15 protein-coding genes and 1 tRNA gene are annotated in these 17,461 nt (G+C 63.4%); 6 read left to right on the plus strand and 10 right to left on the minus strand.

Going from position 1 to position 17,461, the window contains the following annotated elements:
- Positions 1-761: 761 nt before the first annotated feature.
- Entirely contained in the window at positions 762-1,739 is a 978-nt protein-coding gene (locus NFH97_RS05325) for a GlxA family transcriptional regulator (protein WP_181248576.1), read from the minus strand.
- Between the two features lie 181 nt (positions 1,740-1,920).
- Positions 1,921-3,117: an enoyl-ACP reductase FabV gene (gene fabV, locus NFH97_RS05330; protein ID WP_108448002.1), complete on the minus strand. Its 1,197-nt coding sequence runs from the start codon at positions 3,115-3,117 to the stop codon at positions 1,921-1,923.
- A gap of 256 nt (positions 3,118-3,373) precedes the next feature.
- Between fabV and NFH97_RS05335 the strand changes: the two genes are divergently transcribed.
- Positions 3,374-3,763, plus strand: coding sequence for a DUF7079 family protein (locus NFH97_RS05335; protein ID WP_108131267.1), 390 nt, complete (start codon positions 3,374-3,376; stop codon positions 3,761-3,763).
- A 12-nt stretch (positions 3,764-3,775) separates the two neighbouring features.
- Here NFH97_RS05335 and NFH97_RS05340 read toward each other — a convergent pair whose 3' ends face one another.
- Positions 3,776-4,261: a glutathione peroxidase gene (locus NFH97_RS05340; protein WP_287163240.1), complete on the minus strand. Its 486-nt coding sequence runs from the start codon at positions 4,259-4,261 to the stop codon at positions 3,776-3,778.
- 84 nt (positions 4,262-4,345) lie between these two features.
- The gene (locus NFH97_RS05345; protein WP_231498436.1) at positions 4,346-4,897 is read right to left on the minus strand and encodes an NUDIX hydrolase; all 552 of its coding nucleotides are present in this window, start codon (positions 4,895-4,897) and stop codon (positions 4,346-4,348) included.
- A gap of 171 nt (positions 4,898-5,068) precedes the next feature.
- On the opposite strand from NFH97_RS05345, the gene NFH97_RS05350 reads away from it, so the two are divergent.
- The gene (locus tag NFH97_RS05350) at positions 5,069-6,715 is read left to right on the plus strand and encodes an acyl-CoA dehydrogenase family protein (RefSeq protein ID WP_287163242.1); all 1,647 of its coding nucleotides are present in this window, start codon (positions 5,069-5,071) and stop codon (positions 6,713-6,715) included.
- 52 nt (positions 6,716-6,767) lie between these two features.
- Here NFH97_RS05350 and NFH97_RS05355 read toward each other — a convergent pair whose 3' ends face one another.
- Entirely contained in the window at positions 6,768-7,376 is a 609-nt protein-coding gene (locus NFH97_RS05355; protein ID WP_083970155.1) for a LysE family translocator, read from the minus strand.
- A 248-nt stretch (positions 7,377-7,624) separates the two neighbouring features.
- On the opposite strand from NFH97_RS05355, the gene NFH97_RS05360 reads away from it, so the two are divergent.
- Positions 7,625-8,347: a response regulator transcription factor gene (locus NFH97_RS05360; RefSeq protein ID WP_108131263.1), complete on the plus strand. Its 723-nt coding sequence runs from the start codon at positions 7,625-7,627 to the stop codon at positions 8,345-8,347.
- 30 nt (positions 8,348-8,377) lie between these two features.
- On the opposite strand, the gene NFH97_RS05365 is transcribed toward NFH97_RS05360, so the two are convergent.
- Positions 8,378-8,647 carry a hypothetical protein gene (locus NFH97_RS05365; protein ID WP_124802871.1) on the minus strand — a complete coding sequence of 90 codons (270 nt, stop codon included), beginning with the start codon at positions 8,645-8,647 and terminating at the stop codon, positions 8,378-8,380.
- Between the two features lie 288 nt (positions 8,648-8,935).
- Positions 8,936-9,340: a GreA/GreB family elongation factor gene (locus tag NFH97_RS05370; protein ID WP_045992777.1), complete on the minus strand. Its 405-nt coding sequence runs from the start codon at positions 9,338-9,340 to the stop codon at positions 8,936-8,938.
- A gap of 366 nt (positions 9,341-9,706) precedes the next feature.
- On the opposite strand from NFH97_RS05370, the gene NFH97_RS05375 reads away from it, so the two are divergent.
- Positions 9,707-10,312 carry an exopolysaccharide biosynthesis protein gene (locus NFH97_RS05375; RefSeq protein WP_108448535.1) on the plus strand — a complete coding sequence of 202 codons (606 nt, stop codon included), beginning with the start codon at positions 9,707-9,709 and terminating at the stop codon, positions 10,310-10,312.
- 146 nt (positions 10,313-10,458) lie between these two features.
- On the opposite strand, the gene NFH97_RS05380 is transcribed toward NFH97_RS05375, so the two are convergent.
- Positions 10,459-12,162, minus strand: a complete 1,704-nt coding sequence (locus NFH97_RS05380) for a dihydroxyacetone kinase family protein (RefSeq protein ID WP_349624524.1) — start codon at positions 12,160-12,162, stop codon at positions 10,459-10,461.
- A 369-nt stretch (positions 12,163-12,531) separates the two neighbouring features.
- Between NFH97_RS05380 and NFH97_RS05385 the strand changes: the two genes are divergently transcribed.
- On the plus strand, positions 12,532-13,137 hold the full coding sequence (locus NFH97_RS05385) for a hypothetical protein (RefSeq protein WP_045992774.1): 606 nt from the start codon (positions 12,532-12,534) through the stop codon (positions 13,135-13,137).
- 82 nt (positions 13,138-13,219) lie between these two features.
- Here NFH97_RS05385 and NFH97_RS05390 read toward each other — a convergent pair whose 3' ends face one another.
- Both NFH97_RS05390 and NFH97_RS05395 read right to left on the minus strand, forming a co-directional pair.
- A complete protein-coding gene (locus NFH97_RS05390) occupies positions 13,220-14,881 on the minus strand; it encodes an amidohydrolase (RefSeq protein WP_349624525.1) in 1,662 nt (553 codons plus the stop codon).
- Between the two features lie 539 nt (positions 14,882-15,420).
- Positions 15,421-15,507, minus strand: a tRNA-Leu gene (locus NFH97_RS05395).
- A 344-nt stretch (positions 15,508-15,851) separates the two neighbouring features.
- Between NFH97_RS05395 and NFH97_RS05400 the strand changes: the two genes are divergently transcribed.
- Positions 15,852-17,306 (plus strand): SLC13 family permease, encoded by a 1,455-nt coding sequence (locus NFH97_RS05400; protein ID WP_249742803.1) that lies wholly within the window; start codon positions 15,852-15,854, stop codon positions 17,304-17,306.
- The last annotated feature ends 155 nt before the right edge of the window (positions 17,307-17,461 follow it).

The following is a 17,461-nucleotide window of genomic DNA, read 5'->3' on the forward strand; positions in this document are numbered from 1 at the left end:
GTGGATGGCATCCTGACACCTCCACTTTGCTGCTACCGTTTCATTAACGTTTCATTCGAATATGCACAGAATTCCGACCTCACTAGCGGCAGGCTTCCGAGCAACTCGTCTGTTGTTCATGGTGGTTGGTAGGTGTTACCTGCGACTTTCTTACACGCCTTCTTCATTTTTTTTCGTCCCGGGCCGCTATCGACACGCCCATCGACATTCCCGGGACGAAAGAAGAGCCATTTGCTTGGCCGTTGCCTGACCTCAGCCAGCGGACAAGCCGTAACGGCTCCAGGAGTTACGGTATCTATGTAGCATTTATTGGAGATTCCTTACGTGCCAATGCTGTGCCGGTCTATGCACTCGGCGACGCAAAAGAAGGAAATACGCCAATTGCTAGCGGGTAGGCACATCGGGCAGTGAACGGTAGAGATAACAAGAGGCGAAACGATAGGACGACAGAAGTCGGGGAGAGATCAGCGAGAGGAGTCGTGCTGGATATGATGTAGAGCGCAGAGGCGAGTGGAGCGCGTGCAGACGGGACGAGTGCAGACGAGGCGAGTGGAGCGCGTGCAGACGGAACGAGTACAGACGGGGCTAGAAATGCGGGAGTGAGCAGGGGCTAAGCGAGAGGTGCCGGAGCGAGAAGTTGAAACGCGACGGAGGGGAGAAGCACGATGAAGACAGCAGCCGTTACTCTCAGGAGCAGACCATTCCGACAAGCGTCGCTCATCAAGGCCTGAAGACGTACCGGATACAGAAGGCGTCGAGCGTCAGCCCAGTCGCTCTTCTCTCGGGGTCATGCCGAAGTGGTTGCGATAGGCCGTGGAAAAGTGGGCGGCAGAAGAAAAGCCGGTCTGCAGGGCGATCTCGCCCGCGGGCTGGTCGGTGTCGCGCAACATTCGACGGGCCTTCTGCAGGCGCAGGTCCAGATAGTAGCGGCTCGGCACCGACTTCAGGTACTTCTTGAACAACCGCTCCAACTGACGGCGAGAGATCCCCAGGTGCTCGGCAAGTTCATGGGTAGACAGCGGCTCCTCGATGTTGGCTTCCATCAGCTGGACCGCCTCGACCAGGCTGTCCGGCGCATGGGCCAGGCGAGAACGCAGGGGGATCTGCTGGGGCTCGTCCCCCATGCGGATGCGCTCCATCACGAAATACTCGGAGATACGAGTGGCAAGGCCTGAGCCGTGGTGGCTTTCCACCAGGGTGATCATCATGTCCATGGCGGCGGTCCCCCCACCGCAGGTGATCCGGTCGCGGTCGATCTCGAACAGCTGCTGTGACAGGCGCACCCTGGGATGGGCCGCCGCGAAGGCCTCGAAACGCTGCCAGGGTAGCGTTGCCTGGTAGCCATCCAGCAGGCCCAGCCGGGCCAGGGCTTCGGTGCCACCGCCGATACCGCCAAGCACCACCCCGGACGCCGCCAAACGCCTGAGCCAGGCGGCCAGGTCATCAGGAATGCCCCCCGGCAGCTTGGCCGGACCACACACCAGCACCATGTCGGGTTGCGACTCCGCCTCCCCCAGCGCGGCGCGTGGCAACACCGTCTGCTGGGAGGCGCTGGTAACCGCGTCGCCGCCACTGGCGTAGCTGGTCAATCGATACAGGGTCCGCCCGTGCAGCAAGTTGGCCACGTGCAGCGGTTCGGTGGCACAGGCGTGCGCCAGCAGCGAAAACCCCGGCATGACCACGACCCCGACCTGTCGAAGCAAATCCGGCGAACGTGTTGTGCTGACGGTGTGTGGCATGGGGGGTCTCGAGGAGTGTGCGCGAGGCATATATTACGCCACTGATCTGCGAGATTCAGCGCCCATGTCCGTTGCGCATGGGCTACACCAGGTCGACACCCACGGCAGCTGGCTTCACATCGAAGGAGGCCGCGACCTCTCGGTCGCGGCCTCCTTCATCGCCGAACGGCAGTCCTCTGGTTTACAGCTGCACCACGTCGAACTCGGCGACAGGATCGACGTCGGCGTCGTAGTCGACGTCATCGCGCTCAAAGCCAAACAGCTTCAGGAATTCGTGCTTGTAGCCGGCGTAGTCGGTGATGTCGAACAGGTTGTCGCTGGTCACCTGGGGCCACAGGTCCTTGCACGCCTGCTGGACATCGTCACGCAACTCCCAGTCGTCCAGGCGCAGGCGCCCGACGTCATCGGTGGTCGCCTCGCCACCGTAGAGGCGCTCGCCGAACAGACGATTGAGCTGATCGATGGTGCCTTCGTGCAGACTTTGCTCCTTCATCACGCGGTACACCATGGCGATGTACAGCGGCATGACCGGAATCGCCGCACTGGCCTGGGTCACCACGGACTTCAGCACCGCCACGTTGGCGCCGCCACCGCTCTGCTTGAGCGAGTCATCGATGGCGGAGGCTGCCCGGTCCAGGTCTTCCTTGGCCTTGCCAAGGGCGCCGTGCCAGTAGATCGGCCAGGTGATCTCGGTACCGATGTAGCTGAACGCCACACTGCGAGCGCCGGGTGCCAGCACGCCGGCCTCGGACAGCGCCTCCATCCACAGTTCCCAATCCTGGCCACCCATGACGTCGATGGTGTCGGCGATCTCCTGCTCGGTCGCCGGCTCCACCTGGGCTTCGATGATGGTGTCCTTGTTGGTATCGATGGCGGTAGCACGATAGGTCTCGCCGATGGGCTTCAGGCAAGAGCGCTTGAGCTCGCCGGAATCGGGCAGCTTGCGCACCGGGGAAGCCAGCGAGTAGACCACCAGATCGATCTGGCCCATGTCGGCCTTGATCAGCTCGATCGCCTTGTCACGAGCCTCGTGGGAGAAGGCGTCGCCATTGATGGACTTGCTGTAGAGCCCTTCTTGCTTGGCGAACTTGTCGAAGGCGGCAGAGTTGTACCAGCCCGCCGTGCCCGGCTTCTTCTCGCTGCCCGGCTTCTCGAAGAACACCCCCAGGGTATCGGCGCCGTAGCCGAAGGCCGCAGTGACGCGCGCGGCCAGACCGTAGCCACTGGAGGCGCCGATGACCAGCACCTTCTTGGGCCCTTTGGATGCATCGAGGCCGCGCGCACGGGTCGCCTCGATCTGCTCGAGGACGTTCTTCTCGCAACCGACGGGATGGGTGGTGGTGCAGATGAATCCGCGTACCTTGGGCTTGATGATCACGACAGACCTCTTCGTTACTCGCGGCTCCCGAGGGAGAGCCATCCAATGTGTAGAGCGTGGTCGCGATATTCTAGCGGCACAGCGCCGCCCTGTCCGCCTTTGTGCACATGCCCCTGACTTCCCGCGCTTTTCCTTGCCGCGCATTGCGCCTGAACACACCAGGGCCCTGTCCGGCTGTGCTGGCGATCGCGTCGCTCTCTTGCCCACCGGCACGGGGTCGGGCAGGATGCTGCCCACCGCTTGAGGAGACCGCCCGATGGATGCACAGACCCTGGTCGATGAACGCGGCGAGCTGTGGCTTGCCCTGGCGCCCATGTGGCTCGAACGCGAGCCCAGAGAGTCCGACTATGCGCGGATGGTCGAGGTGATCGAGCGCGACGGCATCGCCCTCAAGGACCTGGAATGGGTCTTTCGGATCGAGCTGGCGCCGGTATTGTCGCGTCAGCAGATGTCGGTCGCCGGTGAGTGGCGCAAGTTCGATGACCACCAATTGATGCGCCGTCTGGTCGCCCACAACCTTCGCCTCAAGGGCTGGCGACGCAAGTTCTGGGCGCTGTTCTCGGGTCTGACCACCATGATGGTGCGCCATCGCTACAACGAACTGGTGGAACGGCTGGTGGTGGCGCGCGGAGGAGACATACGCTGAGCGCCAAAGAGGTCAGGATTCGTCCAGTGCCCGCTCGAGGTCCAGCATCATGGCGTCGCCCCCATCGCGAGGCCCATAGCGCTTGAGCACACGGCCGTCTCGGGCGACCAGAAACTTGGTGAAGTTCCACTTGATGGCGCGCGTCCCCATCCATCCTGGGGCTTCGGCCTTCAGGCGTTTGAACAGCGGATGGGCCTTGGCGCCATTGACCTCGACCTTTTCCATCAAGGGAAAGGTGACACCGAACTCACGCTCACCGAAAGCGCAGAACTGCTCGGCGGACTCCGGCGACTGCCGTGCGAACTGGTTGCAGGGGAACCCGAGCACGGTGAAGCCGCGCTCGCGGTGTTCACGATAGAGCACCTCCAGCTCCGCCAGCTGAGGGGTGAAGCCACACTTGCTCGCCACATTCACCACGAGCAGCACTTGGCCACGCAGGGCGCGGAGGTTGAAGGGCTCGCCGCTATGGGTGCGGCACTCGACATCATGCAGGGTCATGGGATGAACTCGCGCTTGCTGTCTTCACGATGACATGCCCGACGTCATTGCGCCAGTCGCAACGCCCTGGCGGCAAAGCGGCATTCAGTTGTCCCCCTCGCGCTCGAGCAGCAACTCGAGGGCCAGCCGCGTATCCGGCGTCACGCCGGCGAGCTCGAGGGCTCGACGCGGTGACATCCATGCCACACTGGCGACCTCCTCGGCCTGCAGCGACAAGGGGCCGTCCCACTCTACGCAGTAGACGCTGCCGAAGATGCGATACCCGTCCTCATCGTAGCGAAACTCCAGGCAATGGCGCAGCGCTACTGCGCGGATACCGAGCTCCTCGGCCAGCTCACGACGGGCCGAGACGTGGACCGCCTCCCCCGCGCCGACCACGCCTCCCGCCGCCAGGTCCAGTCCGCCGGGAAAGGCTTCCTTGGTCAGCGTTCGATGCTGCACACATAGTTCACCGCGGCGATTGCGTACCACGATGTAGGTGGCGCGGTGCCAGAACCGATAGCGGCGCATTTCTGCGCGCCAGGCGCTGCCACAGGGACGATTGCGGGCATCCACCACCTGCACACGCTCCCGGGCGATCACCGCTGCGGGCGCCTCACGCTGGTTGTCAGGGGACGCCTCGCCAGCATTCGTCACGCCAGAGGCCGTGGGAGCCGAGTCGAAAGAGGAAACAGGGCACATCGAAGGGCTCCACCGAGAAAGCCCCAAGACTACCCATCCCGTCCCGTTGCGTCATCCCTCTCGTTTGACCCGAGGGGCACAGCACACCATGCTGACTATCAGGTCTTTCGTCATCAGGACAGGGCCATGCATGACCAAGCTCCGCGAGAGTGCCTGGCGAGCCACCGGGTCGACAATCAGCCGTACTCTCTTCCCTTCGACGCCTTCGCCGACGACGCCGTGCTTCAGTTCTGGCTGGCCCATCTGGCGCCGGCCTGGGTGAGTTGCCGACTGTCCCTGCTGGGCCAGGATGTCGGTCGTGCGGAGACCCAGCGACTGGGTGACGAGGCCAACCGCCACCCACCCTCATTGCGACTTTTCGATCGTCATGGTCGCCGGCTCGACGCCGTCGATTACCACCCGGCCTACCACGCCCTGATGCGCCTGGCTACCACCCGTGGCGTCCATACCATGGCCTGGACGGAGGAGGGGCGCGGCGGCCATCAGGCGCACGTGGCGGGACTCTATCTGCTGACCCAGGCCGAAACTGGCATCTGCTGCCCGGTGACCATGACCCACGCCGCCTACCCGGTGCTGCGTCGAGAACGCTCGCTGCCGGATTGGTGGACCTCACGGCTGCTCGTCGAGGACTACGATTCCAGGGCCCTACCGGCGAGCGACAAGCACGCCCTGACCTTCGGCATGGCGATGACCGAGAAGCAGGGTGGCAGCGATGTGCGCACCAACACCACCCGAGCCGAACATGGCGAGGACGGCTGGCGCCTGTACGGACACAAGTGGTTCATGAGCGCCCCCATGTCCGACGCCTTCCTGACCCTGGCTCAGCGAGACGAAGGCCTCAGCTGCTTCCTGGTGCCTCGCTTCGCCCCTGATGGCGAGCGCAACGCCATCGAGATTCAGCGACTGAAGGACAAGTGCGGCAATCGCGCCAATGGCTCCGCCGAGATCGAATATCGGGGGGCCTGGGCCCACCCGCTCGGCGACCCTGGGCGCGGCATCGCCACCATCCTGGAAATGGTTCAGCAGACCCGTCTCGACGCCGCCAGCGCCCCGGTGGGCATGATGCGCCAGGCCTGGCGCGAGGCCTGGCAGCATACCTGTCAGCGTCATGCCTTCGGGGCGCCCTTGGCCGAGCAGCCGGTGATGCGGGCGGTACTGGCGGATCTGGCGCTGGAGGTGGAGGCCGGCGTAGCGCTGATGCTGCGCACCGCTCAGGCCTTCGACGGCGCCAGCCGCGGGGAGGAGCAGGAGCGCGCCCTGGCCCGGCTGCTGCCGAGCCTGGCCAAGTACTGGCACAACAAGCGCGCCCCCGGCTTCATGGCCGAGGCCATGGAGTGCCTCGGAGGCATCGGCTACGTCGAGGAAGCACCGCTGGCGCGGCTCTACCGCGAAGCGCCGGTCAATTCCATCTGGGAAGGGTCCGGCAACGTGATCTGCCTCGACGTGCTGCGGGTCATGGCGCGACACCCCGAGGCCATGGCGGCCCTGTATCAGCTGTTCGAGCATGCCCGAGGTGGACATCCGGATCTGGATCGCGCCTTGGCCCTGCTGCCTCAGCCACAGACCAGCGAAGACCTGGTGCCCAGGGCCCGCTGGCTGACCCAGTGGCTGGCCCAGTGCACCCAGGCAGCGCTGCTGGTCCAGCACGCGCCCCACGAGGTGGCGGATACCTTCTGCCGCACCCGCCTGGGCCAGCACCCGAGCCCGGCCTATGGCGTGTTGCCGACGGCAAGTCCGCTGGACGCCATCCTCCATCGCTCAGCGCCAGCATGAACCGACATCGCCAGCAGCCTCGGCCACGAAATGCTCGCAGCCGACGGCGGCCTTATCCCGCCAGTACCCTCAGCGCCAGCCCCAGCAGCAGCACCCCGCTGATGCGATTGATCCAGTGGGCGCGAGCCTGGAGCCAGGGCAGCACGCGGGAGTGCGACAGCCCCAACGCCACGATGACGTACCAGCCACCGTCGATCAGCATCGCCGTCAGCACAATGATGGCACGCTCGATCGAGGACATTTCGGGACTGACAAACTGACTGAGCAGGGCGACGAAGAACAGGATCAGCTTGGGATTACCCAGGGCAACCAACAGCCCTTCTCTCGCAGCGACGCGGTGACTGGCGGCGGTGGGTCGGGCGCCCAGCGCTCCGCCACGCCCGGCCCTCAGCGCCTTTATGCCAAGCCAGGCCAGATACAGTGCCCCACCGATCGTGATCACGCGAAAGGCGGATGGATGGCGTTCGATCACCTCCCCCAGTCCCCACACGGTCAGCAAGGCGTAAAGGCCGACGCCCAGCGCATGGGCGATCGCCGCCACCACCCCGGAGCTGCGTCCCCCTCCCAGGGTATGACGAAGCACCAGGGCCAGACTTGGACCAGGAGACATGGCCCCCATGGCACAGATGGCGGCCAGAGACATCCACAATGACAGCGGCATCACACTCCCTCGTGAGAATTCCGATGGACTAGACGACGAATGGCGCACAGTTCAGCGTGCTGACACCTACGACCCACGGCGCTCAGCGGCCATCCTTTGCGGCCTGAATCAAAAAAACCATTCTTCGGAAATGACAAAGTTCACGCCCAATGGTCATTTACAAGCATATTAGTATCGATAACGATACTAAATCGGCATCACCAAAAAACGATAACGATCAATCATCGCATGGGAACAGGGAGGGGACGATGTCTGCCCTTCAGGAAGGTCCGATCGTCCGGCTGATCACGCACCCCAACGTGCAGTCGCAGTTGTTCACCCATCACCTGAGCCAGGTACTCGACTGCCAGGTCAGTCCTCTTGCCCCGGAGGCGGTGTCCGGCCTGGAAGCGGAACTGTCGAACTCACCTCCTGGTGTGCAACTGTGGCTACTGGACGCCGATCAGCTATCGCACAGCGACATGCATCGCTGCCACGAGCTCAAGGCACAGTTTCCCGACATTCTGCTGGCGGCGTTCAACCTGGCCAACCAGGAACAAGCCGCTGAATTGTTGGCGTCATTGCACCTTCAGGGCATCTTCTATCGCCGCGACGAACTGGACAATATCTGCAAGGGAATCATCCAACTCCTCGATGGCGCCCTGTGGATGTCGCGTCCGCTGCTACAGCAGATGTTCGAATATTTCCGACGACAGCAGTTCAACACCTACCGTCCCGTCGCCGGTCTGACCCAGCGGGAGCTGGAAATTCTCGGCTTCATCGGCAACGGCGCGTCCAACCAGGATATCGCCACCCAACTGTTCCTGAGTGAGCATACGGTCAAGTCTCACCTGTACAACATCTTCAAGAAGATCAAGGTGCATCACCGCGCCGAGGCCGCACACTGGGCGCGCAAGCACCTGGGCATCCCGCCCCCCATGACCAAGAATTCACATCGCAGCCGTCTGCCCCGGGAGCTCGAGCCTCGCTGAACCGATCACGACATGGCCTTGCGGCCAGGCTCACTGCAACGAGAACAACATCATCGCCCCGGCACCACTGCTGGACGAGGAAGAACGATTGCCGCGCCCGGTGACCAGCACCTCCAGCCGGCCCCCGGACGCCTGCTGGATGACGGTCATGCTGAACCTTCCGTCGGGCAGGCGCTCTACCCGAGGCGCCCGTCCCGCCCAGGTCCCGCTCCTGTGCTCCTGCCCCGGGCCCGTCCACTCCCACTGAGCGGTGAAGGGAATGCCCTGAGTACCGGAGAACCGCACGACAATATCGGCCACGGCAACGCCTGTACCCGCGAGGAAAAGCCCCAGCCCGAGGACACACCCTGAGAACCGGTGAGTGAATCGGCCCATCTCCCTCCTCCTTTGCTCATCCAGGCGATGCCAAAGGCTTCGGCTGCGCTGCTCACTGGGCCTTGAGCGAGAAGTCGATGAGCGAAAAGTCGACAAGCGAAGGTTAGACAAGGCAAAAATCGGTGAGAAAGCGCAGTTTACGGGGTGTAAATGAGCATGTTGATCCGATTTTTAACGCCGTATTACCGAGCGCAGGCACTTTTCAGACAAGCCCTAGCGATGAAACTGACGCTCTCGCTCGGGCTGCCACAGTATCTCTTCCACCCGCCAGCGCCCTGGCTTGCCCAATGCCACCTGGGTCGTCCACTCTTCCCCGACCCGACGGGTCAACAGCTCGGCGCCCAGCGGCGCCATCACCGATAGACCATCTTCGGTCGTCGCCAGCGCATGAGGATAGACCAGCGTGCGCGTCAGAAGTCGATCCGTGTCGACGTCCCTGAGCACAACCTTGCTGTTCATGCTGACCACGTCATCGGGCATCTCGTCCGGGTCGCGAATCTCGGCACGCTCCAGTCGCTCTTCCAGCAGGTCGGCGGCAGCCCGTTCGGTTCCGCAGGCTTCATCGATCAGGCGCTGTAAACGCTCCGCATCAAGACGGTTGGCAAGTCTCAACGACATCCTTGGCACCTCACTGCTAAACGTCGGCCTGCGTCGAAGACAACGATCGAGAATCAGGCCTGGCAACAAAAAAAGCCCTCCCCGATATAGGGAAGGACTCGTATCAGTTTCAGCATACGACAACTTCTAAAAATAAGAAACTACTTATATTAAACTCGCACCCGCCTCGCCCCTTGCCTGGACACCGTTCTGTCGCCGTCGCATCGACAAGCGCGGACGCAGTTGACGACCGATGTGACAGGCCTGGCAAGCCTGCCTCTACACTGCCGCCTGCCTCCGGAGGCGACAAGCGCGCTGGGTTCACGGCATGGACAGGCGGCTTTTCCAGCCCCCATACTACGTCGCTTTACCCACGCCCGAGGCCCCATGCCGACGAGTTCCACCGCTTCAGAGTCCTCTCCAGAATCCTTGACCGAACTGCTCGACCAGCTACAGGCCGCCAGCCAGGACAAGCGCTGCCTGAGTCTGGCTGAGGTCATCAACGCCGTCGGCAGGCGCAGCTTTGCCCCCATTCTGCTGGTCGCAGGCCTGGTCACGCTCACTCCGCTGATCGGTGATATCCCCGGTGTGCCCACCATGATGGCGCTGCTAGTCGTGCTTGCTGCAGCACAATTGCTGGCCGGAAAAAAGAGCGTCTGGCTGCCGGCCTGGCTGGCGCGGCGTGAGGTGGAGACCGACAAGGTCGAGCGAACCATCGGCTGGCTGCGCAAGCCGGCCGCCTGGATCGATCGGTTGTTGAAACCGAGGCTGACTGTATTCACCGGTCAGATCGCCCGTTACCCCATCGGCCTGGCCTGTCTGGCCATTGCGCTCGCCACGCCACCGATGGAACTGATTCCATTCAGTGCCACGCTCGCCGGCGCGGCTCAGACCATGTTCGGCCTGGCCCTGCTGGCGCGAGACGGCCTGATGGCGCTACTGGGCTATCTCTTCACCCTATCCACCGCCTGGGTGGTGCTGGTGGCGCTCTAGCACGAAGCCCCTCTTTAGAGCAAAGCCGGCGCGGCCCACTCTCTCTGATCACTGTTCGGCCTGGCGCTACTTGCGCGAGACGGACTGATGGCGCTACTGGGCTATCTCTTCACCCTATCGACCGCCTGGGTGGTGCTGGTGGCGCTCTAGCGCTGGCTGCAGGACCGGTCGATGGCCTCGAGCCATTTTGCCACCGCCTCGGCGCCACCGTCGGGCACGCCCATCACCCGATCGCCGAGGTAGGCCGCGCGACCAAAGCGTGGATGCATGCGGGCCGAAGCCTCGACGCCGCGCCAGGCCGCCTCGACCGCCCGAGCAAAGGCCTGAGATCCGTCCAATCCCTCTGCCAGCGCGGCCTCGAAGGCCTGGCTGGCCGGCACCAGAGCATCCAGCATGGTGCGATCCCCAGGAGCAGCACCTCCGATCTCGGCGATAGCGTCGCCGGCGGCCTTGAGCGCTCTTGCCCAATCCTGCGCCGCGACCTCCCCTTCGCTCGGCAATGCCTGCGACGCACGCAGCAGGGCAAAGGCGTAGAAGGGACCTGAGCTTCCTCCGATCGCTCGCCTCAGGGCCTCCCCGGCTCTGGCCAGGCAGTCGGCAGGCGCACCAAAAGCGCTGTCCGGCAGCTTGCGCAGCGCCTGGGCCGCGCGCACCATGCTGGCCCCCAGGTCGCCGTCGCCGGCGGCACTGTCGAGCTCGGTCAAGCGCTCCTCGCTGGCCACCATGGCGCTCGCCACCGCCGCCACCGCTCGCTGAAGTCGCTCGCAGGGTGGTCCAGCCTCGTCGGCGCCCGGCAGCGGCTCATCAAGCACGCTGGCAGTCACACTCTTCACCTCCGCTGCCACTTCGGCACTGCCTGGCCAGATGCGTACCTCGGTCGGCGACGTGAGCAAGTCCTCGCGGGCTTCGTCGAGCACCATCAACGACAGCGAGCACCCCGGCATTTCCAACGCCGTCATGAAGTTGCCGCACCACCCCAGCACCGGCTCGGCCCCCAGCTCACGCAGCCTGGTCAAGGCCCGTCGCGCCACGATGGCAAGCTCCATCGGCGGTGTGCCGCCGAGACCATTGACCAGCACACCCAGGCGACACCCCTTCACCGACAACGCCTGGCTCAGAGATTCCAGCATGCTATCGACGATGGTATCCGCCGGCAGCATGGCCGACTTGCGAACCCCTTTCTCGCCATGGATGCCCAATCCGAATTCGATCTCGTCATCACCGAGTTCGAACCCCGGCCGGCCGACCGCCGGCACCGTGCAGGCACCCAAGGAAATACCCATGGTCGCCACCGATTCGGCCGCTCCCCGAGCCAGCGCGGCGACCTCCTCGAGGGGTAGACCACGGGCCACAGCGGCACCGGCGATCTTGTGCACCAGTACCGTCCCGGCCACACCACGACTCTGCTCCCGGGGTAGTGAATCGCGCAGCGCCACGTCATCGGCGACCATCACCACCTCTACTGGAATCCCCCGGACCCTTGCCAGTTCAGCGGCAAGGCGGAAGTTGAGACGATCCCCGGTATAGTTCTTTACCACCAGCAGGGCCCCACGTGGACCGGCGCAGGCAAGGATCGCCGCCAGCACGGCATCGACGCTCGGTGAGGTAAAAACGTCTCCCGCCACGGCGGCCGTCAACATGCCGCGCCCGACGTAGCCAGCGTGGGCAGGCTCGTGTCCGCTGCCGCCGCCGGATATCACCGCCACCGGCCGACGCTCAGGGTCTTCAGACAAGCTAGCGTCGATGACCACGTTTTCTTCATCCATCAACGCAAGCCCAGGATGAAGGGCCACCATGCCTTCCAGCATCTCGCGAACGCTGCCTCTGGGATCGTTGATCAGCTTCTTCATGATGAGCCTCCTGCCCGACGGTGGATTCAGAATGGCAACATGGATGAGCCTCGAACCCTTGTAAAGCCGGCGCACGAGCCTCGCCCCGCGCTTCACGCACGGCCACGGTGCGCTGAAGCGAAGAGCTGGCCACAGGTTTTTCCGCCACACTGGGCCAGTTGTGCCCAAAAAACAGCAAAGTAGCGCTATCGCACAACCATGCTCATGGCCACCTGATCCTGGTCAAAGGCACAGCCGTCTAAGGGGGCTATTCTGATCTTGCCGACCAAGGATTGGTCGAGTGACAAGTCAGCGACGGCATGGACGCCGTCGCATCGCTTTTCGGGGGCAAGAGGTGGCATTCCGTCCCTCTTCCCAGCAGGGACCGATATGAAAACCTCTCGCCATGACCTGAAACTGTCCGACCCGCTTCACGACTACCTGCAACACCCTTCCACACGACACGCCGTGGACGCCCTGCTCGCCCATGAGCTGGAGCACCTGGCGGTCGGCATGCAGTGGGACGAACTCATCAACCACTGCAATACGCTGATTCTGGCGCATCAGATCCGCAACGATTATCTGGAAATCCTGCTGAAGGCGTCGAAGCGCATCTGGAAGCCATTGATCAAGGGCACCATCTGGCGCGAGCTCTCCATCGGAGAACTCGCCCCGGAACAGCAACCGAGCCCCCAGAACGTCTGGACCCAAGGGTTGTTTCGGTGCTTCATCAATCGCGACAACGGCCAGCCACTGACCACCTTGCTGAGCTGGCATCAGGGCGAAGGGCTGGTGGCCGCGTTCAGCATCGAACCGCGGGATGTCCAGGACATTCCGCCAGGGTGGGAGATCGATGGACAGGACTCCCGCTACTGGCGGACCCAGCCCGGCCTCGCCGAGTATCATCACTCTTCGCTGCTGGACATTTCATCGCTGGTGGGCCTGGCCGAGACCGCCATCACCGCCCTGAGTCAGACTGAAATCGAGCCATCGTGAACGGGTAAACCGGCGCCCTCCCCCCTTCGCCGCAACCTCAGCATCTCGGCCTTGCTCCATGCCTTGTGGGGCGCCTTTCGGCCTATTGGTCCCGCACAAATACTCGCTCTCCGGCAATCCAGGTTTCACTCACCCGGGTTTGCCAGAGTTCCGCCGGATCGGCACGCAGAATATCGGTATCCACCAGCACGAAATCCGCCCACTGCCCCGGCATCAAGCCACCCAGGCTACCCTCCTGGTGCGCCGCGTAGGCCGCATCGACGGTAAAGCCGCGCAGGGCTTCGGCCACGGTGAGCTTCTGCCCGGGCAGCCAGCCTCCTTCGGGCTGGTCGTCGCGGTCTTCCCGAGTCACGGCGGCGTGCAAGCCGTAAAAGGGGTTGGCAGGCTCGACCGGAAAGTCGGAACCCGCGGCGATACGACTACCGCTGTCCATGAAAAAGCGCCAGGCGTAGGCACCGGCAAGACGCTCCTGGCCTAGCCGGTCGCCGGCCATGTTCTTGTCACTGGTCGCATGGGTGGGCTGCATCGAGGGAATGACGCCAAGTTCCGTAAATCGCGGTATATCATCGACGCCCACCACCTGCGCATGCTCGATGCGATGGCGAAGCTCACGCCGCTGGGGATCCTGCTCCAGGCTACGCGCATAGACGTCCAGAGCGACACGATTGGCGCGGTCGCCTATCGCGTGCATATTGGCCTGGAATCCCTGGCTGCTGACCTGATCGACCAGCGCCTGCAGGGCGTCCTGATTCTGGATCATCAGTCCGCTGGAATCGGGTCGATCACTGTAGGGCGCCAGCAGCGCCGCGCCTCTGCTGCCGAGGGCGCCATCTGCATAGATCTTGACGCTGCGAATATCCAGCCAGTCTTCGGGGTCGTCGTGGATGCCCTGCGCGAGAATCTCGTCAAGCTGTGGGTCGCTTGAAGACACCATCGGATAGATGCGCACCCCCAACTCACCTGCATCGGCCCTGGACCGGTACATCTCAAGCTCAGCGGCGCTGGCGCCGGCATCGTGCATTCCAGTGATGCCAAGCTCCTGCAGATGTGCCACAGCGGTATCGAAGGCCTTGGCCATTTCCTGTGCACTGCGCGGGGGAATCTTGTCGGTGATGAGCAACTCGGCATTGTCGATGAAAACGCCGGTCGGTGTGCCGGCATCATCACGAATGATCTCGCCCCCTTCGGGTGCCTGGGTCTCGCCATCCACGCCTGCCATTTCCATGGCCTTGCTGTTGACCCAGATCGCATGCCCATCCACTCGACTCAGCACCACGGGGCGATCGGCAATCACTTCATCGAGCACTTGCGCGGTGGGAAATGCCTTGCCGTCCCACAGCACCTGATTCCATCCCCTGCCGCGTATCCATTCCAGATCAGGATTTGCCGCGGCGAAGTCGGCGACTTCATCAGCGCTCTGCTCGGCCGACGCCAGGCCACGCAGCTCGACCTCGAGCAGACTATAGCCGAGCCCCATCAGATGTCCGTGGGCGTCGATCAGGCCAGGCAACAGCGTGCGGCCTCCCGCATCGATCGTTGCCTGTGGTTCAGGGTACTCCGATAGCAGTTGCTCATCGCCTCGTGCCACCACCTTGCCATCCTCGACGACAAGGGTGGTAAAGCTCACCAGCTGACGATGGACATCGAAACCGTAGCCGTTGGCATCATGAATCACGGTGGTATCGGCACAAACACCAAGACTGGCGCCGGCAACCGACAACGCAAGCAACGTTTTATTGAGCATGGGCCCACCCTGTCATCTTGTTGTCATAAGGCCTGAATCAACTTTCATCCTAGCCGTATTGTTCGGCGGCACCCTACGAGCATGGGGGATACAAGGAAGGACTATTACTTACAAACACCGAGGAAAAAGGAGGCAAATAGACGAAGAAAAGACCACCAACCTGGCATACAACATCGGCACGTATTGTCACCGCTGCCTACCGAGATGCGTGCGGTGCATGCCTTCGAATCAGGCTTGAGCGTCTTGAAGGTCCTGAGCGGATAAGGCGCTCGATTTGTCGAACCGGCTGACAGACATGGTCAGGCGAGACAAGCGCCGGAATGGGTACTGGGCTTGTTTCGAGGCTCGCGACCTTTCGCGTGGACGATGGTCTGGTCGTGACAACACCGACCCTCATGATCTGCTGACCCGAGCTTGAACGGTCTCTCAGGTTGCCCATCGAGGGTACTGTTCTGGCCTGTCTCGAGTCGCTAGCGCCTAGGGAACTGCAGATAGGGGAAAACGAGCGTAAGGAGGGAATACACGAACTGCATTGGGAATGGTGCCGGTGGTCGGACTCGAACCGACACACTGTTTCCAGCGGCGGATTTTGAATCCGCTGCGTCTACCAATTCCGCCACACCGGCAACGGGCGAGGATTATACGTGGGTGGCGCCAGAGGTCAATTCCCCTGAGCCGCTCGGTGGCGCCTGTCGGGGCCGATGGCGCCGTTGTCGAGGCGACTCCCGCCCCTGTCGGGCGCGGCACCCACCGCATCCGGCCGAGCACCGACCTGGGATCGGACTCGGCCGTTGTCAGCCAAAGCCCCACCGGCCGTCGGTTTCGGCACCCTGGCGGCAGGTGGGTCATTCCTCCATGTCTTGACGCTCGCCCGCTCGGGTTAGACCTTGGTAGACTGCGCTCCGCCTGCCCCAGGTCAACCAAGCCCCTGGTCAACAAGACCCGCGTCCAGCCCAGAATGGAGTCGCCCATGGCTGACACTCGCAATGAAGCCGTTCCCCATCCGTCCATCGCCAGCCGCATCGGGCTGGTGCTGGGTCCGCTGTTGTTGATCGCCACCCTGGTGCTGCCCCCGCCCGGCGACATGTCCCAGGCCGCCTGGGGCTGCGTCGGCATGGCACTGCTGATGGCCAGCTGGTGGTCCACCGAGGCGATCCCGATCCCGGTGACCTCGCTGATCCCCCTGGTACTGGCCCCGGCGGTGGGCATCGGCAGCATCAAGGAGGTCGCGGCCAGCTACGCCAATCCGATCATCTATCTGTTCCTCGGCGGTTTCCTGCTCGGTATCGCGATGCAGACCTGGAACCTGCACAAGCGTATCGCCCTGCACGTGCTGAAGGTCGTCGGCAGCGAGCCCAAGCGCCAGATCGCCGGGTTCATGATCGCCACCGGCTTTCTCAGCATGTGGGTGTCCAACACCGCCACCTCGATCATGATGCTGCCCATCGGCATCTCGGTGCTGAGCCTGCTCGAGGATTCCGACCCTGATGAGCTGCGCCGCTTTGCCACCGCGCTGCTGCTGGGCATCGCCTATTCGGCCAGCATCGGTGGTGTGGCTACCCTGATCGGCACGCCGCCCAATGCCCTGCTGGCGGGTTATCTTGCCGATGACCGCGGTATCGACCTGGGCTTCGCCCAGTGGATGCTGGTCGGGGTACCGATCAGTGTGGTGATGATGGCGCTGACCTGGTGGTGGCTGTCCCGCGGCGGCTTCTCGCTGAAGGTCGGCAAGGGTGACAGCGACAACCTGATCAAGGACCAGCTCACCGAGATGGGCCCGATGAGTGCCGCCGAACGCCGTGTCGGCCTGCTGTTTCTGGCCGCGGCGACGCTGTGGATACTGCGCCCGCTGCTCAATGACATGGGCGCCTCCTGGCTGTCCGACACCACCATCGCCATCGTCGCCGGCATGGCGCTGTTCCTGATTCCTTCCGGCCGTCGTTCCGGCGAGGCGCTGATGGTGTGGGAAGACGCGGTGAAGCTGCCCTGGGGCATCCTTCTGCTGTTCGGCGGCGGCCTGGCGCTGGCCGGCGCGATCAGCAAGTCGGGGCTGGCCGAGTGGATCGCCAACCAGCTGTCGATCCTCGGCGCCCTGCCGGTGCTGGCGATCATCGGTGGTGTGGTGCTGGTGATCATCTTCCTCACCGAGGTAACGTCCAACACCGCCACCGCGGCGGCCTTCCTGCCGCTGCTCGGCGCCCTGGCGCTGTCGCTGGATCTGCCGGTGATGCTGATCACCGTGCCGGCCGCCATCGCTGCCAGCTGCGCCTTCATGATGCCGGTGGCCACACCACCCAACGCCATCGTCTTCGGCACCGGCCATATGAAGATTCAGTCGATGATTCGTGCCGGCTTTGCCCTCAACCTGATCAGTACGGTGGTGGTGACGCTGATGGCCTATGGACTGATCCTGCTGCTGTGGTAGCCACTCCGATGGCCCTTGGCCATCGACCCGGCTGCGCTGCCCGTCACCCGGTTAGCCGATTCGGACTGACGCTGATGGCGTGGTCGTGACACAAGATCGACGCCGTTTCCTGACGTGGCGGTCAGGAAACGGTATCCTTGTGCGCCTTTGGCATC

This window comes from Halomonas sp. SCS19, assembly GCF_040147015.1.
Classification (GTDB): domain Bacteria; phylum Pseudomonadota; class Gammaproteobacteria; order Pseudomonadales; family Halomonadaceae; genus Halomonas; species Halomonas litopenaei.